At 43.5% G+C, this 21,431-nt stretch carries 17 protein-coding genes; 11 read left to right on the top strand and 6 right to left on the bottom strand.

The window, feature by feature from the left end:
* Positions 1-700: 700 nt before the first annotated feature.
* From L2730_RS06185 to L2730_RS06175, 3 genes are all read right to left on the bottom strand, one after another.
* Complete coding sequence (locus L2730_RS06185) at positions 701-2,641, bottom strand: monovalent cation:proton antiporter-2 (CPA2) family protein (RefSeq protein WP_248973789.1); 1,941 nt, start codon at positions 2,639-2,641, stop codon at positions 701-703.
* Between the two features lie 2 nt (positions 2,642-2,643).
* Positions 2,644-3,261: an NAD(P)H-dependent oxidoreductase gene (locus L2730_RS06180; protein ID WP_248973788.1), complete on the bottom strand. Its 618-nt coding sequence runs from the start codon at positions 3,259-3,261 to the stop codon at positions 2,644-2,646.
* 335 nt (positions 3,262-3,596) lie between these two features.
* Complete coding sequence (locus L2730_RS06175) at positions 3,597-3,791, bottom strand: carbon storage regulator (protein ID WP_248973787.1); 195 nt, start codon at positions 3,789-3,791, stop codon at positions 3,597-3,599.
* Between the two features lie 379 nt (positions 3,792-4,170).
* Here L2730_RS06175 and L2730_RS06170 point away from each other — a divergent pair, with 379 nt between their 5' ends.
* Both L2730_RS06170 and L2730_RS06165 read left to right on the top strand, forming a co-directional pair.
* Positions 4,171-5,382 (top strand): NnrS family protein, encoded by a 1,212-nt coding sequence (locus L2730_RS06170; RefSeq protein WP_248973786.1) that lies wholly within the window; start codon positions 4,171-4,173, stop codon positions 5,380-5,382.
* A gap of 74 nt (positions 5,383-5,456) precedes the next feature.
* Entirely contained in the window at positions 5,457-6,860 is a 1,404-nt protein-coding gene (locus L2730_RS06165) for an ammonia-forming cytochrome c nitrite reductase subunit c552 (protein ID WP_428848436.1), read from the top strand.
* 330 nt (positions 6,861-7,190) lie between these two features.
* On the opposite strand, the gene L2730_RS06160 is transcribed toward L2730_RS06165, so the two are convergent.
* Positions 7,191-8,090 (bottom strand): 1,4-dihydroxy-2-naphthoate polyprenyltransferase, encoded by a 900-nt coding sequence (locus L2730_RS06160; RefSeq protein ID WP_248973785.1) that lies wholly within the window; start codon positions 8,088-8,090, stop codon positions 7,191-7,193.
* Between the two features lie 453 nt (positions 8,091-8,543).
* On the opposite strand from L2730_RS06160, the gene L2730_RS06155 reads away from it, so the two are divergent.
* The 5 genes from L2730_RS06155 (at position 8,544) to ompW (ending at position 12,405) form a co-directional block, all read left to right on the top strand.
* A complete protein-coding gene (locus tag L2730_RS06155; RefSeq protein ID WP_248973784.1) occupies positions 8,544-9,443 on the top strand; it encodes an SDR family NAD(P)-dependent oxidoreductase in 900 nt (299 codons plus the stop codon).
* A gap of 63 nt (positions 9,444-9,506) precedes the next feature.
* Entirely contained in the window at positions 9,507-10,373 is an 867-nt protein-coding gene (tesB, locus tag L2730_RS06150) for an acyl-CoA thioesterase II (RefSeq protein ID WP_220739762.1), read from the top strand.
* Positions 10,374-10,414: 41 nt separating this feature from the next.
* Entirely contained in the window at positions 10,415-10,816 is a 402-nt protein-coding gene (locus tag L2730_RS06145) for a YbaY family lipoprotein (protein ID WP_248973783.1), read from the top strand.
* A gap of 92 nt (positions 10,817-10,908) precedes the next feature.
* On the top strand, positions 10,909-11,457 hold the full coding sequence (locus L2730_RS06140) for a nucleotidyltransferase family protein (protein ID WP_248973782.1): 549 nt from the start codon (positions 10,909-10,911) through the stop codon (positions 11,455-11,457).
* 297 nt (positions 11,458-11,754) lie between these two features.
* Entirely contained in the window at positions 11,755-12,405 is a 651-nt protein-coding gene (gene ompW / locus L2730_RS06135; protein ID WP_248973781.1) for an outer membrane protein OmpW, read from the top strand.
* A 72-nt stretch (positions 12,406-12,477) separates the two neighbouring features.
* On the opposite strand, the gene L2730_RS06130 is transcribed toward ompW, so the two are convergent.
* Positions 12,478-13,245, bottom strand: a complete 768-nt coding sequence (locus tag L2730_RS06130; protein ID WP_248973780.1) for an SDR family NAD(P)-dependent oxidoreductase — start codon at positions 13,243-13,245, stop codon at positions 12,478-12,480.
* A gap of 216 nt (positions 13,246-13,461) precedes the next feature.
* Between L2730_RS06130 and L2730_RS06125 the strand changes: the two genes are divergently transcribed.
* Together L2730_RS06125 and metA are read left to right on the top strand one after the other, a co-directional pair.
* Positions 13,462-13,863, top strand: coding sequence for a YbaY family lipoprotein (locus L2730_RS06125; protein WP_248973779.1), 402 nt, complete (start codon positions 13,462-13,464; stop codon positions 13,861-13,863).
* Positions 13,864-13,935: 72 nt separating this feature from the next.
* Positions 13,936-14,883: a homoserine O-acetyltransferase MetA gene (metA, locus tag L2730_RS06120; protein ID WP_248973778.1), complete on the top strand. Its 948-nt coding sequence runs from the start codon at positions 13,936-13,938 to the stop codon at positions 14,881-14,883.
* Positions 14,884-15,098: 215 nt separating this feature from the next.
* Here metA and L2730_RS06115 read toward each other — a convergent pair whose 3' ends face one another.
* Positions 15,099-17,789, bottom strand: coding sequence for a TonB-dependent receptor (locus L2730_RS06115; RefSeq protein ID WP_248973777.1), 2,691 nt, complete (start codon positions 17,787-17,789; stop codon positions 15,099-15,101).
* A gap of 701 nt (positions 17,790-18,490) precedes the next feature.
* Between L2730_RS06115 and L2730_RS06110 the strand changes: the two genes are divergently transcribed.
* Together L2730_RS06110 and L2730_RS06105 are read left to right on the top strand one after the other, a co-directional pair.
* A complete protein-coding gene (locus L2730_RS06110) occupies positions 18,491-19,681 on the top strand; it encodes an acetyl-CoA C-acyltransferase (protein ID WP_248973776.1) in 1,191 nt (396 codons plus the stop codon).
* Between the two features lie 176 nt (positions 19,682-19,857).
* Positions 19,858-21,357: a CoA-acylating methylmalonate-semialdehyde dehydrogenase gene (locus tag L2730_RS06105; RefSeq protein ID WP_248973775.1), complete on the top strand. Its 1,500-nt coding sequence runs from the start codon at positions 19,858-19,860 to the stop codon at positions 21,355-21,357.
* Positions 21,358-21,431 lie beyond the last annotated feature (74 nt).

Here is a 21,431-nt window from a genome sequence, read left to right as displayed (position 1 = left end):
AAGCGCATTGGTAAAGAAATGGTTATTCCCTTTTAAGCCAATGCAAAACAGAAGTGGAAAGACTGAGGGGCTCACGAAGTGCGACTTAGGTGAAAAAAATTGGCAAAACGTTATACCAATCAGTATAAAGATTTGATCGCTCAGCGAGAGTTTAGCGACTTTGAGGTAAGGTCATTAAATGCTCCTGCATTAATGACATTCACCACATCCATGTGGTTTGCAGTGAGTGAAGTACATAGTTATTCTACATTCAAGTTCATTAACACAGCATCAAAGCCGCTAAAACTCGCCTGTAAGGAGTGTTTTTGGCTTCCTACTTCTGCGTTGAATAAACTCATAAGGGAATAACCATTGTGTCATTACTCACTTTGGATTAGCCTGCCTTGAATTAGTTCGCCAAAAACACTCTGAGTAGATCAACTACTTATACTGATTGGTATTATATGCTTCGCTATGGGATTTGGATATACGACTAAATGGTCTATTTTGTTCCATACAAAATAAGACATTCCGGCCCTCCTTGGCGGTCAGATTTAGGAGGTACGAGACCAAGGATGGTCGAAGGTAGAATAATGCAGGAGCAATTATCGAGAGCGAAGCAGGATGCCTGAGCCGATAATAACTATTAGCTCAAACCCCACTACTTGCCTACAGCGTTTTGAATTGCCGCTGAATGGTCAAAATTTTAATACAACTGGTATTAGGTTTCGACTTCATCAGACTCAGATTTAGAGAACACCGTATGGTTATCTTTTGGCGGTGGTGTCCAGCCACGCTCCATTTTTGAAAAACTACGATAACGCTCATCTTTCATTGCTGCGCTGAGTGTTTCTTCCAACTGAATAAACATATCGCGGTAATGCACCAAGTGTTTATCATCTTCTGCGAACATCTTCCAAGATTCGTAGAGAGTATCTTTATGGGTCATTTCAGTTTCAAAAAAGATAGCTCGTTGTTGCTCCGCTTTAAAGGGGTGTACCCCTAGTTTGGTTAACGCATGTTTACCTAGTTGCAATGCCGAATGAAAGGTCTCACTGACCATAAAGTCAGCCCCCGCTTTGCGTAGGCGATATAAATTGCTCCTATCAAAAGCTCGGGCAAGCACGATGACATTAGGGTAGGTATGCTTGATATATTCCGTTAGCTCAACAGCTCTATCTGGGTTATCGATAGCAATGACTAGCATTTTGGCTTCAGCAATCCCTGCAGTGTGTAACAAATCCGGCTGTGTTGCATCGCCATAGTAACTTTTAGTTTTAATTTTTCTGAGATTTTCAACTTGCTGGGCTTCATGGTCGAGTACCACGGTTTTAAACCCATTGGTCACAAGCAGACGATTGACGACCTGGCCGAAGCGACCAACGCCTGCGATGATAACGGTGCCCTTCTCGTCGATAGTATCAGGGTCGCGGGTGTTTTCTGACTGCTCATAGCGCGGCAAGATCACTTTGTCATAGAAAATGAAGAGCCCGGGAGTGAGGAACATGGATATCGCAACGACAAGCGATAACATTTGTGCCAAATCAACTGGAATGACGTGGTTTTGCACGGTGTAGCTCAATAGTACAAAACCAAATTCGCCGGCTTGTGCAAGGCTCAAAGCAAACAGCCAACGGTCGCTATTCTTGATTTTGAAAATCATCGCCAGTACGAGTAATACGAGCGCCTTAATTAACATCACTGCTAATGTTATCGCCATTACCGGTCCGATATTGCTGGCGAGCACGGTAAAATCAATTCCCGCACCTACAGTAATAAAAAATAGCCCCAATAATAGCCCTTTAAAGGGTTCAATGACCGATTCAAGTTCATGCCTAAACTCACTGTTAGCCAGCACTACACCAGCTAAGAAAGTGCCTAAAGCGGGCGACAGCCCCACTAGACTCATTAGCGCGGCAATTCCTATGACTAACATTAGCGCGGTAGCGGTAAAAATCTCGCGTAAATTTGAGCTGGCAACATAGCGAAATAGAGGTCGGCTAAGATAGTTTCCGCCTACAACAACAGAAGCAATGGCCAGCAGCACCACAATGCCGTAAGCCCAGCCAGGAAGTCCAGCAACTAAAGACATCTCTTCATGGTGCTCTGCAGCCGATGCTGCGGCAGATTGCGCCTTCTCGATCAGCTCTGGTAATGCAAGTAATGGAATAAATGCCAACATAGGAATAACGGCGATATCTTGAAATAGCAGTACCGAAAATGCGTTTTTCCCACCTTCAGTTTTAGTTAGGTTCTTTTCGTTAAAGGTCTGCAGAACGATAGCGGTGGATGATAATGAAAATATCATCCCCACGGTAAGTGCTACGGTCCAAGTCAAACCAAATGTAAGCGCAATTCCCATCACCACAAATGTTGATAGAGCGACTTGGAGTCCACCTAGCCCCATTAGTTTATGGCGCATATCCCATAACATTCGTGGCTCAAGTTCAAGACCCACGAGGAAAAGCATCATCACCACGCCAAACTCTGCAAAGTGTTGCAAGGTGTTGGTTTCACTGCCTACAAGACCGGCAATAGGGCCTATGACAACACCTGCGATGAGGTAGCCTAATACCGAGCCTAAACCTAATCGTTTAGCGAGAGGAACGGCAATAACGGCAGCTGATAGATAGATAAAAGCTTGGATAAAGTAAGCGGTCATTATCAGTCCTTTATTAGCGTGGGTAGGTTTTCGTTAAGTTTCGGTAATGTACTGGCTTGTGTAATATCTAAGGTGTCATTAGCTAGCGCTGTTAATATCTTTTGCCAATCTTCGATGTGAGATTGCAATCGATTCTCTTCAAAGGCACTGCGGGCACAAAATAGCGCAAAAGGCGCTAGATAGGTCATACCGGTAAGGCAAGCTGTTTGCTCTAGCGGAGATAACAACTCCCTTAAAGTGAAGCTGTTATAACCGTCGTGTTGGTAAGCGGATTCACTGCCGCCAGCGCTGATAGCGCATAAAAAGGTTTTACCTTTTAAAGCATTACCATCAGCGCCATAGGCAAAGTTATATTCGAGCACAAGATCTTGCCACTCTTTTAGGATCGCTGGCGTTGAGTACCAGTACAGCGGAAACATAAATACAATGACGTCATGTTCAATCAGACGTTGTTGTTCCTTATCGATGTTGATCCTGAATGTTGGATATTCAGCGTAAAGGTCAACGGCGGTTACATTGTCCTGATGCACAGTTGCATTAAACAGCGGCTTGTTGATCTCTGAGCGTTCTTGAGAGGGGTGTGCATAAAGAACCAGAATTTTTTTTGTTGCTTCAACCATTGTTAATCCAGTTAAGTCATCCTAACTACTTGTTATTTAATCTAGCACATCGAGCTAAAAGCAATAACAATCTTCAGAGATAAACTAGGCTCTGTTGATCTTTCATGGTTGTTTTAGCCACAGCATATTGGCTATTCTGGCAAGGCCAAGACTATGTGGTTTAGTCATTCTGCACAAATCACCTACAACGCGCTTTCGCTTCGTTAGCTAAGCATCATCGCTCAAGTCATGTCCTAAATGGATTGAGCTTGAACAAAAACTAAGCTTAAAAAATCTACAACCAGTCGTAATAAGTTCAATACGCTGCGTTACTCTGGCACTCTATTGTTTGAGTATCATTTACAGTCTTGTAATTTTCGCTCAGCGTCGAGCGCTTCTGCACGCACAATATCAATCGATTTATCGGCTTTTACGCCGATGCGATTATCCTTAAAAATGTTGATTTCGATTTCACCTAACGAGTTGCCATGTTCATCGTAGATATTACTTAAAATTATCGCACTATTTACCGAGCGGGTGAGAATTAACATAATACATCCTTGTATATGAACTGCTGCTTCTAGTCTAGACTAATATATAAACCGTCGAGCTGTAATTTAGAGACTTATTTAGTTATTTCCTCTACGCCATTTAATAGGTGTTAGTGATTTTGCCAATGAAAACTGCAAATTATAGTTTAACCATTTAGCTGGTATTTTTTGTGAGTGAATCTTCTAACAGTCATTCTAAAGAGCGGTAATTTGATGTTTTATACCTATAAAGGAATAACCAAATCAGACAGATAACTACATAGTTCACAGAAGTCACAAACAACTTCAATATCATTTGTTATCGAAAATATTGCTCGATACACTAGTGCTACTATTTAAAGGTACATTAAAAATGCCTGTTAAAGATTAAGGCTTAACAATGCTAAATATTGATGATCCAGCGGCAACAGAGAAAATTCCAGCTTTGTTTCGATTAGGCTTTAGGCCGTTTTTTCTTGGCGGAGCAACTGTTGCGATGTTGTTTGTGCCGCTTTGGTTGGTGACTTGGTTCTATCCTGATTACAGCCTTTTTCAAACGGACTTTTGGGTAAAAGTGGTACCGCTATGGTGGCATCCCCATGAGATGCTTTTTGGTTTTGCATTAGCAATAGTATGCGGTTTTTTGCTCACATCAGTGCAAACGTGGACCAATCAACCGGGCATGAAAGGTTGGGCATTGGCGCTAACGTTTGGCTGCTGGCTACTTGCTAGAATAATGTTATTGCTGCCAGTTTCGATTCCGCTATGGTTGCCAGCGATCTTTGATTCCCTGTTTATTGGACTAACTGCTATCAAGTTGTGGCGCTGTATTTACAAGGTTAAGCAGTGGCACAATATCGGCTTTCCGATCATGCTGCTTGCAGCATTATCGATAAACTTACTCAGCTATTACGCGTTAAGTAGCAGAGATTTCTCCCTTAGCCTACAAATATGGCAAGCGATGATCTGGTGGTTAGGTTTACTGATCACTATTGTTGGTGGTCGTGTTATTCCATTTTTCACCGCGATAAGGATCAAGCAAACGAAACCAACTCCAATCGCTCTGTTAGAAAAAAGCTTGATTGTGGTAATGATAGTTTTAGTCATTCAAGCAATGACTAAAGTGCTGCCACAAGGCATTGAGCAGGGGTTATTAATGCTTGCTGGTGCGTTGCATCTTGGGCGTTGGTTGCGTTGGTTCCCCCATAGAACGTTAAAAGAGCCAATGCTTTGGTCACTGCATATCGCTTATCTTTTCTTGCCAATTACTCTGTTCGCACTTGCTGCCAATATTGATGACTCTATGGCTTATCGCCATTTAATACACCTGTTTGCAATAGGCACTTTGGCTGGAATTTGTTTGTCGATGATTTCCAGAGTATCCCTAGGTCATACAAGTAGAAATATCTATGAAGGGCCTAAGATGGCGGTTGCCTTCTTATGTATACCTATTGCAGCAGTGCTTCGGTCTTTAATGCCGATTATTGCACCCGAACATTATCAATTATGGTTGTGGTTAGCTGGAGCATTTTGGTCGTTAGCCTTTGCGATGTTTGTGGTGAACTATGCTTCAATATTGTCCAAGCCCCGTATCGATGGCCGACCTGGATAGTGCTGTCAATTTGAGTTCAGCTATATTGTTTAGATAAAGAATATAAAATATTAGTCAAGAAAGTTGAGAATTAGATGAGTGTAAAAATGTTAGTAAATGTCGTTAAAACTGCTGGGTTAGTGTCGCTTCTTTGTATGACCAGTTTGACCCAAGCGTCAGAGCCAAGTGCTGCAGCCAAAGAGCAAGCTGCCCGTGATGCGAGCTTGAAACAGAAGTTCCCTGTTCAATATGAGAGTTGGTTGGAAACCTCTGAGCAGACCGAGCGTGAAGATATGTTAGCAAGTTATCCCGCTGCGATTATTTTGTGGGCGGGCTCCTCTTTTGCGAAAGAGTACAACAGCCCTAGAGGCCATCATTTTGCGGTAGCTGATGTTACTCATACTCTGCGAACTGGCGTGCCGCCTAAAGCTGGAGATAAAGGTTTGTCAGCCAGTTGCTGGACGTGTAAAACGCCTGATGCCCCGCGCTTAATGAATGAGTTGGGTATTGAAGGTTTTTCAGCGAAGAACTTCACTGAAGTGGGTAAAGAGGTCAATAGTGTCGTTTACTGCACCGATTGCCACGTGGATGGAAAGGCAGAACTTGCATTGCCGCGACCACATGCCCAAGATGCGATGGCGAAAGTACATCTTCCTTTTGAAAAGCAAAATAACAACATGAAGGGTGCGCAGGTGTGTGGCCAATGTCATGTCACTTATTACTTTCAACCTGAACGCAGCAATAAAGTTAATATCCCTTGGATCTTTGGCAATAACGTCGATGATATTGAAAAGTATTATGACACCCGTCGTTTCTATGAATGGATCCATCCTATATCTCAAACGCCTATCTTAAAGGCGCGTCATCCTGAATTTGAGCATTGGAGTCGCAGTAAGCATGCTGAGGCAGGTGTTACCTGTATTACTTGTCATATGCCTGAAACTACTGATGAGCAAGGTAATAGCTTTACAAGCCACAAGGTAAGTAAAGCACTGGATCACTTTGATGAGGTATGCCAGAGCTGTCACAAGAGTGAGAAGAAAATCATTAGTGCGCTCGATAAAAACAAGGCAACGATTGACGCTAAAGCGCGTGAAGTCGAAGGGTTATTGGTTAAGGCACACTATGAGGCCGGAGCGGCTTGGGATGCTGGAGCGACATGGCCTGTGATGAATGATGCCATTATGGCTATTCGTCACTCTCAATGGCGCTGGGACTTTGCGATGGCGTCACATGGTTTGTATGCACATAACCCTGAAGAGGGGAATGCGCTGCTTGATATGGCACTAAGACAAGTAAAATATGCTCGTACATCCCTTGATGAAATTTTGAAAAAGTTTGATGTAAAGAGTGTTAACTATCCTGATATCAGCACTAAAGCCTCTGCTCATGCCGCTGTTGGTATTGAGCTTGAAAAGCTAACTGAAGCGAAGAAGAAGTTTATTAAAGAAGATGTTGATAAGAATTGGTCTGAAGTGACCAAGTACGGATACGAGTAACTAATTTAGTCATCTTAAGTGATATAAAAGCCAGCTGAATGGTTAATTTAGCTGGCTTTTTTGTGGGCTATGAAAACTAAATGCTAAGTAATACCAATCAGTATAAGAAGTTGATCTACTCAGAGCGTTTTTGGCACGCTAATTCAAGGCGGATAAATGACATAATGGTTGTTCCCTTATGAGTTTATTCAACACAGAAGTAGCAAGCCAAAAACACTCCTACAGGCGAGTTTTAGCGGCTTTGATGCAGCGTTAATGAAATTGAACGTAGAATAACTATGTCCTTCATTCATTGCCTTACCTCAAAGCCGCTAAACTCTCGCTGAGCGATCAAATCTTTATACTGATTGGTATAAGCAAATCAATGATGAGTCCGATACTAAATAAGGCACTAAAGATCATTGTGAGTTTTGCCGTGCGGCCAAGTAAAGGGTTAAGTGCTGCGCCTGTCACCTCGTTAAAGTCTCTACACAAAGTGCGGGCTAAGATAAATGCTAACCCAGCTAGCAGCACAGGTATTCCAGGAAGTGCTCCCATTAAAAAGCCAGCGATTATGATTGCAAAAGGCATATAGACAAAGCTTTGATAAAAAATACGCGCTTGGGCTAAACCAAGGCGCACTGCCAAAGTCTTTTTACCCGCCTTGATATCAGTGTCCATATCTCGAGTGTTATTGACCAGCATAATCGCTGCATTTAAAAAACCTATAGCAGAGCCGAGTAACCAAGCACTGCTGCTGGTTTCAGCAGCTTGTAGAAAGTAACTGCCAACCACAGCAACCAGTCCGAAAAAGACGAATGCAGCAACTTCACCTAAACCATGAGAAGCAAGTGGGTAGGGACCGCCGCTATAACCTAAAGCGCCTAATATTGCTGCTGCCGCAAGAAATGCTATTGGCCAACCACCATGCGCGATTAAGAACGATCCCACAATTAATGCAAGTATAAGGCATAGAGCCATCGCATTACGTACCGCATTGGGCGTTAACATGCCGCTTTGGGTGACTCTAATTGGGCCTACTCGTTCATCTGTATCAACACCACTTTTATAATCAAAGTAGTCATTGGCTAAGTTAACTGCGATTTGTAACAGCACAGCACATAGCATTGATATAACAGCGATAAACCAACTGAACTGTTCTAGCTGCAGCGCTAAAACATTGCCCACTAATAGTGGTCCAATCGCCGCTGGTAGGGTACGTGGGCGTATTGCTAATATCCAAGGATTCATTATTTATTATTACTTTACAGAGAGATACATCGACTGGTTGCAATGTAACAAAAGGAGGTATGTCACATATGATAGCAAGATTGACGGCATCTAAAAAGTGGATTTTATGTCGCCAATTACGTCGAAGTTAACATTATTGTCAACTTAAGGCTCTGGTCTGCTTAGCCATTTGAAATTTTAGAGCTAGCGCACACTTGTGCCCTAGTATTGTATGCAATATTGGGTATCTAGCTTAAACGTACGTATTTAGTATTCGCTTCTAAATATTTTAAGCCGTTGTTTGTGTTACAGGGAAGTGGCCTACATCCAAATCACTCGTAACTACAAATCTTAAGATATCGAAAGTGATTACGAGCATCATAAAGAGCTCGTATCTTCGCAGCACTGCAAATTTAGTGTATTGAAGCCGCTTGAGTGTGTAACCAAATTTTTAGATGTTTGAGGGCTAAGGACATGCGTTTTGAAGAGCAAGTTGCCATTGTTACTGGCGCCGCAGCGGGGTTAGGACGAGCTTATGCGATCGCTTTAGCAGAGCGTGGAGCGAAGGTGGTCATTATAGATAATGAGCCACTCTCAAGCAAAGACTCGGGACTACGAAGCTGTGCCAAAGCTATCACTACTCTAGGTGGAGATGTACAAGTTTTTTGCCTCGATATAAGTGATTCCGCCGCTGTTAACGCTATGGTTGATGACGTGATATCAGCCTGGGGAAAAGTAGACATACTCATCAACAATGCTGGGATTCACCGTTCATGCCCGTTCGAGCAGTTAAGTGAGTCGACATGGAAACGTCAATTTGATGTTGATGTAAATGGTAGCTTCAATATGACTAAAGCCGTGTGGCCAAGTATGAAGCGCAGTGGCTATGGTCGCATTATTATGACTTGTGCTAGTTCAATTTTTGGTGATGTCTATGAAACGAGTTTTAGTGCCAGTAAGATGGCCTTAATAGGGCTAGTCAATAGTCTTCATCTAGAAGGGCAAGAGTTCGATATCGCGGTTAATACCATTACGCCTCACGCCGTCACTCAAATGACTGCCGAACATTTAGCACCGACCGTTAGGCCTCTATTCTCAAAGACAACCGCGCTATCGGCAGTGCTCTATTTATGCAGTGGAAAATGCCCATCAGGTAAACACATACTCGCAGCTGCAGGTAGCATCAGTGAGGCAGAAATTATTGAATTTTCAGCCAGCCGCTTTACCGCTGAAGAGTGCACACCTGAGATTATCCATAGCCGTTGGGGGGATATCCACAGGACGAAGCCTTATCGCAGTCGATCATCGGGCGAAGCGCAGGTGCTTGCTTGGGCTAAAGCTTCAGCTGAACAGCGAGATATTGAGTTAGAGTAACACTAGCGAGGCGAGGTGAACTTGAGTTAAGCTAGCGCTAATAGTCACAACTTTTAGGTTCCGATGAGTCAAGTATTAGACGATCTTCTCGCGCTACTTTCCTTAGAGCAAATAGAGGAAGGGTTATTTAGAGGCCAAAGCCAAGATCTAGGTTTTGGTCATGTGTTTGGCGGTCAGGTTATGGGGCAAGCATTAAGCGCTGCCAAGCAGACCGTTTCTCCTGATCGTAAAGTGCACTCTTTACACTCCTACTTCTTACGTGCAGGTGATGAAAAGCTACCGATTGTCTATGACGTTGAAATTATGCGTGATGGCGGCAGTTTTAGTGCTCGCCGCGTCAAAGCTATCCAGAAAGGTCGACCTATATTTTATATGACCTGCTCTTTTCAAGTATTTGAAGAAGGTTATGAACATCAAGCTAAAATGCCTGAGGTTGAAGGTCCTGAGGGCTTGCTTAATCAGCAAGAGTTGGCGATGACACTGCAAGATAAAGTGCCAGCCAAAATGCTAGAAAAGTTCATGGCAGACACCCCAATTGAGATGCGTTTGGTTGACCCATGTAATCCAATGGCACCTAAAGCTACAGAACCTGTACGTCATGTTTGGATCAGAGCAAACGGTAAGGTACCAGAGAACTTCTGTGTGCATGATTATCTACTTGCTTATGCATCAGACTTTAACTTTTTGGTGACTGCTGCTCAGCCTCATGGCGTGTCCTTTTTAACGCCTGGGATGCGGATGGCGACAATCGATCATGCGATGTGGTTTCACCGACCATTCGATTTAAGTCAATGGCTGCTTTATAGTATTGAAAGCCCTAATGCGAGTGGCGGACGTGGCTTTGTTACTGGAAGGTTTTTCAATCAGCAGGGGCAATTAGTCGCGTCAGCAACCCAAGAAGGTCTTATTCGTATGACCAGTAAAAAATAGATAACTACAGAAGTGTTGAATTTGATATTCAGGAAGAGACAATGATTACTGCATTAAAAAAGTGGACTGTTTTATTATGTTTAATCGCATTGACGGGCTGTGTCACGGTTAAAGATGTGCCACCAGTCATGGTCAATGGCGCAGCGGGTTACCTGGAGAAGATAGCGCTACCGCAAGGGAGTTCTATTACAATAGCAATTATAGATTTCGATACGCCAGGCTCCATAATTGCGCAAAAAAGTTTTGATATTGTCAGAGCACCAGTGCCTTTTAAGTTTCTGTTGCCAGCAGATACCATTGATAGTGCTATTAACTACGGTGTAGTCGCGATGATCAAGTATAAAGGCCAGGTTATTTTCCAAACCTATGATCGCTTTCCTGTCATCAACAATGACAAGTTCACGACTGAAGTGCTTATGAAAGCGGTGCCTGCACCGAGGTAAGTCGATATTTTAATCAAGGAGCTACGGCTCCTTTTTTATTGCATTCCATTTGATAGCTAGGCTGTTAGCCGTTAATTGAGTTTTTAGCCGTTATGATTGAGCGCCGTAAACAGATTATTCAATGGTTAGAGGAGGATAAGTATCGCTACCAAGCATTATTGATAGCTGAAAGTCTCAACCTTCCTCAATGGATGCTGGCTGCCGGTTTTGTGCGAAATTTGGTTTGGGATAAACTGCATGCACTTAATTCTCGCCAGTTAAACGATATTGATCTTATCTACTTTGATGCAGATAACCTAGATCCTGAAATCGACAAGCACTATCAAAGTCAGCTCAACGCAAAAGCCCCCGAGTATCCTTGGTCGGTAAAGAACCAAGCGAGAATGCATCTGAAAAATCAAGATAGAGCTTACCATTCTTGTATTGATGCGATGAGTTATTGGCCTGAAAAGGAAACTGCGGTTGCTGCGAGCATAAGTCGTGCAGCTCAGCCACAGATAGAGCTATATTCCCCATTTGGTTGTGAAAGGTTATTCGAACTTACTGTTTCCCATAACCCTATCAAATCAAAGCTGCTTTTTGAGCAAAGATTGAAGAGTAAAAAGTGGCTTACTCATTACTCTCAATTGATTGTGATATAAATCGCAAACACCTCCCAAACTCCCCCTAAGTACACGTTAATCAAATGTAATTCAGTCGATGTGAGCCGGCTGCTTGGTTTTTGATCTTGCGTGTTGTATGTCACTAAAATTGAAGCTGCAACTTCAATGTACCTTATAAAAGCGTGATCGCGATCACTGGTAGCTATTACTAAATAGGTATTTGGTTTTGTTGTTGATCTGGATCAAAAAATGGTTGCGAATATTCTGGCAGGCTACGCGCAAATGTAAGGATATTGATAACAAAAACAGCAGCTCATGTTGTATTGATGGAGTAATATGATGAACAAAAATATCGTTTCTGGTTTGATCGCCACAGCCCTACTGACTACCGGTTTTACCTCTTCAGCACTAGCTCACCAAGCTGGTGATATCATTGTACGTGCTGGTGTTGCTGCAGTGACGCCGAATGAATCTAGTCCAGTTGTTGCTGACATTGCCGAGTTCAGTGTCAGCAACAATACTCAACTTGGCCTTAATTTTGGTTATATGCTTACCGATAATATCGGTATTGAGCTACTTGCAGCGACGCCATTTTCTCACGACATCTCACTGGGTTCTCTTGGAAAGATTGCTGAAACCAAGCACCTACCACCAACCTTAGTGGCGCAGTACTACTTTGGTAATGCCAACTCTAAGTTGCGTCCATATGTCGGTGTAGGTGTTAATTTCACCAACTTTTTTGATAATGAATTTACTCAGGAAGCTAAAGATTTAGGGCTTTCAGAATTGAGCTTATCAAACTCTTGGGGTGTTGCGGCGCAAGTCGGAATCGACTACCAAATGAATGACAATTGGTTGATCAACGCTTCAGTCTGGTATGCACAGATTAGTACAGACGTTACCTTTAACTTAGGTGATGCTCCGCAGAACGTTGAAACTGACATCGATCCATGGGTTTACATGGTGAGTGTGGGCTACACCTTTTAATCATATTGATTAACTTGGATTCCCCCCAATAAAAAGGAGCCTAATGGCTCCTTTTTATGTTGAACACAGAACCTAGTCTTTTTTAGCCGCTTTTTCAGCTTGCTTCTGTGCTTTAGTTTTCCAGTGACGGGTGTTGTAAACAAACTCAGGTAGTAGCTTTGTTAGCCAAGCAACAAGGCGCCAGCGTTTAGTGACATATACTTTGCGTTTGCCCGCTTTCATTGCTTTGATGACTTGTCTTGCGACTTCTGCCGGTGGAGATAACCAAATACGACTTTGCTGCAGGGCGGCTTTATCAAGCAGCCCCAGTTGGATATCGGTTATTGTTATAGGCAGTTTTAGCCTCTGGGCATGCATACTTAAACCTTCGAAGTAGTTTTCAGCAAAGGCTTTTGACGCATGGTAAGCAACGTTAGGCCCACCCCTTAAACCTGCAATCGAATTGATCGCGGCTAATTGACCATAACCTTGATCGCGAAATAGCCTGAAGGCGGTATTGCATATCGCTGAAAAGCCTTGCACATTAACCGTGATGATATCTTGCTCTGGTTGCCAAGGCAGCTCGGGGTCATAACTGTTTAGTCCAGTATTAACCAGTACCAGATGAGCACCTCCAAGAGAGTGCCACACTGCATTGAGTGTCGAAATTACCGCTTGCGGATCATCTATTTGCAATGGAAAAACCTCTGCCTTGGTTGGCAGAGATTGGCTAAACTCAATAAGAGACTGTGGATCTTGGGCTAATAAGGCGAGCTCTACGCCGTCATCAGCAAGCTGTTTTGCTATTTCACGGCTGAGTAATGAGCTAGCGCCGACAATTATTGCAGTTGCTTGTGTCATAAAGGTATTCGACTTCGAATCGGTCACTTATCATAGGAAGTTAAGTGTATTAGAACAAGATTAATTGTTTGTTGCTGTGACAAGGGTGCTGAGTTCTCTTCAGTGAAATGTTGTAATACCAGCCTGTGGCAGTGACATACAACGTGAATTCATACAAATTTCAAGTACAGACATATAGACTTCTAGAAGTCTTAATGTATTATTAGGAGCGTTAACATGAAAAACTGCGTTAAATTTTTATTCTCTTTTGTTGTTGCAGCGAGTTTGTTGTCGGGTTGTGCGACCTCTAATGCCATGGTCGAGATCCAAGGAGAGGTTTGGTACAAAGAGCGTATCGCCTTGCCTCCAGAAGCGGTCATTTCAATAAAAGTACAGGACGTATCTTTGATGGATGCGCCAGCGGTTGTAATAGCAGAGTTCGAGCGCAGTGATGTCAGTACGCCAACACCGTTTCAGTTTTTGATCAACAGAGATCAGTTTGAAGCTGGGCATACTTATACGATTGGGGCTCGCATTAGCCTTAATGACAAACTCATGTTTATAAATGAACAAGCATATAAAGTTGACCTAGACTCCTCAGAGCCAATGTCAGTTTTACTGCAGAAAGTGGCGCGGTAATAATCAGCTAGATTACGACTTCTAATCGGCGCCTTTTCTGTTTGATTTTTCTAATTGAATAAGAGGCGCTGTATGCCCGTTAAAATCCCTGATAATTTGCCTGCTGCTGAGATCTTAGAGTCGGAAAACATCTTTGTAATGTCTGAAACGCGCGCTGCGAATCAGGATATACGCCCGATGAAGGTATTGATCCTCAATTTAATGCCTAACAAGATTGAAACCGAAACGCAGCTATTACGTTTACTGGGTAATACGCCGCTGCAAGTCGATGTTGATCTGCTGCGTATTCACGATAAAGAGTCCAAGCATACTTCGATTGACCACATGAACAATTTCTACCGTGATTTTGAACAAGTGAGAAATAAAAACTATGACGGCCTAATTATCACCGGGGCACCGTTAGGGCAGGTAGAGTTTGAAGATGTTTCATACTGGGATCATATTCGAGAGATCATTGACTGGTCGCAGCAGCATGTCACTTCAGTGCTATTCCTATGCTGGGCAGCACACGCGGCGCTTTATCATTTATATGGTTTAAATCGCAGCTTACTAACCAGCAAACGCTCTGGCGTATTCTGCCATCAACGAACCCGTGAACATTTTCCTTTGTTGCGCGGCTTTGATGATGAGTTTTATGCGCCTCATTCTCGCTTTGCCGAGATGGATATTGAACAACTTAGAGCGCACCCAGAGCTACAAGTATTGACTGAATCAGATGAAGCGGGCGCCTATATGGTACTGAGTCGGAGTAACCGTAACCTGTTCGTAATGGGGCACCCTGAGTATCAAAAATCGACCTTAAAAGATGAGTATGACAGAGACTTGTCTCAAGGCTTATCACCTGAAATACCACAAAACTATTTTGGCAATGATGACCCAACTCAGCAACCCATAGCCCGTTGGCACAGCCATGGCAGTTTGCTAGTTAGCAACTGGCTAAATTACTACGTGTACCAGTTAACACCTTATAATCTTGATGATATGAGCGGCCGTACTCCGTGGGAGTCTGAAGTGTTGTAAGCTGCTTTGGTTTTTTTGAGATTTAATGAACCGATATCCATATCGATATTGGTTTTTTTGTCTAAGTTGGTGCAGATTATAAGGCGATTATGTTTGAGCTGTGATCTAGATTGAAAGAGCATAAAAAATGGCACTCAAGGAGTGCCATTTTTTGATTTAAACTCAGATTACTTTGGCATAGTTAAATAATTTAGCTAGCCTTAATAAATATGAAGTTAGAAGCGTTGGGTAAATGATGCCCAGTAGCTTCTACCGTTAATGTCATAAAGACTTGCTTCATAACCACCGTTATAGTCAAATGCAGGTTCTTCGTCTGTTAAGTTATTCACACCAAGGCTAATAGTATTATTCCATGGCATATCATAGGTATATGTCAGGGTGTGGTAAATTACAGAGTCAATTTCAAATGTTGAACCATTATCTTCAACAAAGTTTGTGCTTTGAGAGTCAATATAGTCAGCTTTGTAGTAAAGGTTATGATCTTCTGCAAAGAAGTAATTAGTGGTAAAGCTGATGCGGTCATCAGGGTTATCCCATTTACCAGCTTTGTTATGTGAAACGACAAGTGCACCGTCTTCAGGAGAAGTCTCTGTATACTTGATGTAGTGAGACCAAGCTAGACCTAGCTTAAATTCACCAATACCAGTTTCAAATGTTGCAGCAACATTTGCATCAATACCTTCACGTTCAGTTTCGCCTAAATTGATGTTTCTGTTTTGCATAGAAACAAGTCGACCAGCACTATTTCGTGTAACACTTGTACCAGGGAATAGATCGCCAAGTTCCGCTCTAGGTTGACCAGCAGCATCGGCAGCTTCCCATTGCTTTGCTAAAAACAGTAGTAGTGCATCTTCTCCCATTGTATCAATAAGATTGTCAGTAGACAGCTTCCAGTAATCTACCGTCATATTGATATTGTCGGTAATATCCCATACAGCGCCAAGGTTATAACTTTCTGACTCTTCAGGTTTTAGCTCAGTGTTCTTACCAATGTACGTAGGAATGTTGTCCTCAACTCCACATGAGTCAAGTTCCCCTGCTTCATAACATGATAGGTAGTTTGTAACGTCTCCCCAACCTTCAGAAGGATCTTGGTTTAACTGAGCCAAGCTCGGTGCTTTAAAGCCTGTGCCCCAAGATGCACGCAATAGCAACTGCTCAATAACGTTGTAACGAATTGAAACTTGTGGGTTAAATGTATCACCAAAATCTGAGTAATCGTCATAACGTGCAGCTAAGTTAAGATCTAGGTTTTCAAGAATAGGTAATGATAATTCAGTGAATACTGCTTTAATGTCGCGCTCGCCAATGCCACCACCGCCGCCACTTGCGCCTTTGATCTTTCCTGCTGCAGAAAGTGCATCAGCTTGAGAGTCGAGGCTTTCCTCACGGTAAGATGCACCTAGGTACATGCCAACACCGCCAGCGGGCAATTCGAAAATTTCGTATGACGCTCCACCAGAAATTTCGCTGTACGATGCCGTTTGACGCATATCGAAGTTGGCCGTAGCACCTTCAGGCATTGCAGATTTTGGATCACGAGGATCCCAGCCCTCAAATACACCAGTATCAGGATCTACAGAACCAAGCAGGTCACTTGCAGCTCTTGCTAATTCGTAGCCTGTACCCCAAACGAAGTTGTTATAACGGTTATAAGTTGCAGATAAATCCCAGTCGACTTCACCTGTAGTACCTGTGAGGCCAATCAGGATATCGTACATGTTGTCATGATTTTCTTTGTGGCGGTTACCTGAAGTGTCGTAACGATATTTCATCGAAGCACCTACAGGTGTCGCTCGAAGATCTAACCCTTCTGCTGTTGTATATGCAGGCATAGCTTCATTGAAATAAATAGTACCTGGAACGGGAGCAGATTGGTCAATGGTCTTATTGGCAGCCCAATAAGCGCGAGCTGTTAGCTCTATATCGTCAGTGATGTTGTAAGTGTAATTGATCAGAGTATTGGTACGCTCTCTATCAACGTCTAAAGCCGCTGCATGAGTGTAATCATATGCACATGCTGTATCTCCGCCGTACTTAGAGTCAGTTAAAGGACCGACGAAGCGTTCACCATAAACTTCTGCACAGGTTAGGTCGTTATTTGTGAAAGGGGCTAACCAAGCCCAGCCGCCGTTGCTTCCCATATCAAGTGTACGACCAGTTTGACTCAAACCTCTCCAACTTCTGTAATCTTGAGGATCGTCACCAAGACTTGGCATTGCAGCTGTATAATCACGGTCAGCCATTAGTACTTTTGACTTTTGGTAATGCTCCATAGTAAATACTAACGAACCAAGTTCTGAGTTCAAACCACCAGAAAATGAAAAGTTTTTGCTATTACCGCCTTCGGCTTCTGGACGCTCAACACGTGCTTTAAACTCAATGCCCTCAAAATCCTTCTTAAGAATGATATTGACTACACCTGCGACAGCATCAGTACCATATACTGCCGATGCGCCATCGGAAAGGATCTCTACTCGCTCGACAGCAGCTGATGGAATGGTGTTAATGTTAGCCGCATCTCCGCCCAATACTGGAGATTTTGCCATACGTTTACCATCAAGAAGGATAAGCGTATGTCCAGGTCCAGCCCCCTTAAGTTGAATAGTCGCTTGTGATGACCATGAGTTGTTTGCTGTGCCACCATAAGAGCCAAATGAGTTCAGGTTTGAAGCGCGAAGCGCATCGCCAACTGTAGTAAAGCCAGCAGCAATCATGTCATCAGCAGTAATAGTTGTTACTGGGCTCGCCCCCTCCATGTCAACACGCTTAATACGTGAACCTGTTACAGCAATGCGCTCAACTTCGCCATCTTCGTTTTGTTCTGCAGCGTATACTGGAGACGATAGCGCAACGATGCTACCGCAGGTTAGGCCAACAAATTTGGCCAATTTATTCATGTTCATACTCTTCCCTTAATAAATCCATTTCTAGTTATTCGACACAGCAGTAAAGATTGTTATCTTTTTGTTACTTTCGCGGTCGGTTTTTGTTATATCATATGGTGGATATTGTATGCAATTAACGCAGGGAGGAAATTGAGAGGAATAATTAAAGGAGGGTTTGTGTTTTTTTCAGAATAGTTAATTGGTAAGTGTTTAATTTCAGGGTGTTAGCGATCTTTTGTATGGTAGGTTAACACCCTTATGTTTCTGAGTTGTGTCCACTCTCCATACCTTGACTATTTTTCATGTTCATTGGTGGCGAGATCAAGGGATGAGGTACAGCACCCATTTTTATCCTTTCTTTTATCTGCTCTGCCTATTTTGGAAGTCATGACTGAGATAGCTGCGCTTTATTGGTAAAAGTCACAAAATCGATGCACTCAATTTTAACGCTGTAAATGCAAAGTGACATCTGCTGCTAATACTTTGGTAGATGTTTGACCAGCTAACGCTTGCTTTACGTTCGCGTAAACGTCACAGTGTGGAAATGTTGAGCGAGATCACATTTAGTCACTGAAAAATGTGAGGCCGATGACAAATAGACTTTGAGTCGAAAATTGTAGATTAAGTCATTGTTCTTACGCTTATTAATACTGATGTGAAAATAGAGTTTAAGCGTAAATCTCGCAGAGAATAAGCCTAATAGTATTACTGGAGTATTTATGAGTTCAGAACTGTCAAACCAAGATATCGTTATTGTTGCAGCTAAGCGCACACCAATGGGTGGATTCCAAGGGGCACTTGCAACCGTCGCTTCTCCAAAATTGGCGGCGACTGCGATTAAAGGTCTGATGCAGCACAGTGGCTTAGCGGGTGAGCAGGTAGATGAAGTGCTAATGGGCTGTGTACTGCCAGCAGGTCTTGGTCAAGCGCCTGCGCGTCAAGCGACTCTTGGTGCTGACTTACCTTTATCCGTCGGTGCAACCACTGTCAATAAAGTGTGTGGTTCTGGTATGAAAACCGTGATGCTTGCGCATGATTTAATTAAAGCTGGCAGCGCCAACGTGGTGATTGCTGGCGGTATGGAAAACATGAGCCAAGCGCCTTATCTGCTAGATAAAGCCCGCGGCGGTATGCGCATGGGTCATGGCAAAGTGCTTGATCACATGTTCCTTGATGGACTAGAAGATGCTTACACCGGCGGTGCAATGGGTACCTTTGCCCAAAACACAGCTGATGATTTTAACTTAACACGTGAGCAAATGGATGGTTTTGCACTCAGTTCGCTAGAAAAAGCGAATACAGCTATTGCAGCAGGCGCGTTCAATGCTGAAATTACGCCAGTAACAGTTGCGAATCGCCGTGGCGATGTTGTGATTGATACCGATGAACAGCCCGGTAACGCCCGTCCAGATAAAATCCCGACATTACGAGCAGCATTTGCTAAAGACGGCACCATTACAGCGGCTAACTCTAGCTCTATTTCAGATGGTGCTGCAGCGTTAATGCTAATGACCCGCGCACAGGCGAGTGAGCTTAAATTGGAAGTGATGGCCACTATTAAAGGTCACACAACCCATGCACAAGAACCTTCAATGTTTACTACTGCGCCAGTTGGTGCGATGAGTAAACTGCTAGAAAAAGTAAGTTGGAGCAAAGATGAGGTTGATCTGTTTGAGATCAACGAAGCCTTTGCTATGGTCACCATGTTGGCAGTGTCTGAGCTTGGGCTCGATAGCGAGAAAGTAAACGTTAATGGCGGCGCTTGTGCACTAGGTCATCCGATTGGCTGCTCTGGCGCACGTTTGCTGGTTACCTTAATCCATGCACTAAAAGCTCGCGGCCTTTCTAAAGGCGTGGCGTCACTGTGTATTGGTGGCGGCGAAGCAACTGCAATGGCGATTGAGCTTTAAGCGCTATTGGACGTAAGGTTTGAATATTAGTAATCAACAAGACTCGATTTAACTAACAGCCTGCAAGCTAGCTTTGTACTCCAGCGCTAGCTTGTAAAACAAAATAATAAAGGCGCTAGTTAAATCATCATTTTGCTCATCACTATCCCAGATAGATGATGAAAATAGGAAGCGATATGACCACTCAAGTTAAGCACTACATCGATGGCGAATGGATTCTAGGTAATGGCGAGCAGCAGATCGCCGTCACTAACCCTGCTAATAACGAAACAATAGCAGTAGTAAATGCAGCACTTCCAAGTGAGGTCGAAACGGCGATTGCCAGTGCAAAAACAGCATTTAGCAGTTGGAAAGAGGTACCTGTTTCTGAGCGTGCTCGCGTTATGCTTAGGTACCAACATTTGCTAAAAGAGCACCACGACGAGATTGCAACCATCCTTGCACAAGAGACGGGTAAAACCTTCGATGATGCAAAAGGTGATGTTTGGCGTGGTATCGAAGTCGCTGAGCATGCATGTAACATCGCTTCTATGATGATGGGCGAAACCGTTGAAAACGTAGCCCGTTCAATTGACACTTATAGCTACACCCAGCCTTTAGGCGTGTGTGCTGGTATCACTCCATTTAACTTCCCAGCGATGATCCCACTATGGATGTTCCCGCTGGCGATTGCTTGTGGTAACACTTTCATTCTTAAGCCGTCTGAACAAGATCCTATGACGCCGCAACGACTCATTGAGCTGTTTGAACAAGCGGGTGCACCAAAAGGTGTGGTGCAGCTAATTCACGGTGATAAGACAGCGGTTGATATTGTGTTACGTCACCCTGACATCAAAGCCATCTCATTTGTGGGTTCAGTGAATGTTGGCCAGTACATCTATAAAACAGGTACTGATAACCTTAAGCGCGTGCAAGCGTTTGCTGGCGCTAAAAACCACTGCGTGATCATGCCAGATGCTAACAAGCAGCAAGTGATTAATAACCTAGTTGGCGCATCTGTTGGTGCGGCAGGTCAGCGTTGTATGGCGCTTTCGGTTGCCGTCTTTGTTGGCGCAGCAAAAGAGTGGATCCCAGAACTAAAAGAAGCTATTGCTAAGGTTAAGCCCGGTCTTTGGGATGACAAAGATGCCGCTTACGGTCCGGTCATTAGTCCTGCTGCTAAGCAGCGTGTAGTCGGTCTTATCGCCCAAGGCATTGAAGAGGGCGCAGATTGCTTACTTGATGGCACAAACTTCACCGTTGAAGGTCATGAGTCAGGTAACTGGGTAGGTCCTACCATGTTCGATAAAGTCACTACAGAGATGAGTATCTACAAAGAGGAGATTTTTGGCCCAGTACTGTGTTGTATGAACGCTGAAACTCTAGAAGATGCGATTGCGATAGTTAACGACAGCCCATACGGTAACGGCACTTCAATCTTTACTGCCAGTGGCGCTGCAGCGCGCAAATACCAACATGAAATTGAAGTTGGTCAAGTAGGTATTAACGTACCTATCCCTGTGCCGCTACCTTTCTTCTCATTCACTGGTTGGAAGGGCAGTTTCTACGGCGACCAACATGCTTATGGTAAGCAAGCAGTGCGTTTCTACACTGAGACTAAAACGATTACTGCACGCTGGTTTGAGTCAGACATCGCCGTGGCATCAGCGCCAAACATGACCATTGACCTTAAGTAAAAGCAAAAGTTAATTGCCACCTCACTGAGGTGGCAATATTCGTTTAGCTAGTGGCTTTCAAGCCTAGTAAACGA

It is taken from the genome of Shewanella kaireitica (genome assembly GCF_023284045.1).
Taxonomy (GTDB): domain Bacteria; phylum Pseudomonadota; class Gammaproteobacteria; order Enterobacterales; family Shewanellaceae; genus Shewanella; species Shewanella kaireitica.
The sequence above is the reverse complement of the archived record's forward strand: the minus strand, read 5'-3'. Positions and strand labels throughout refer to the sequence as shown.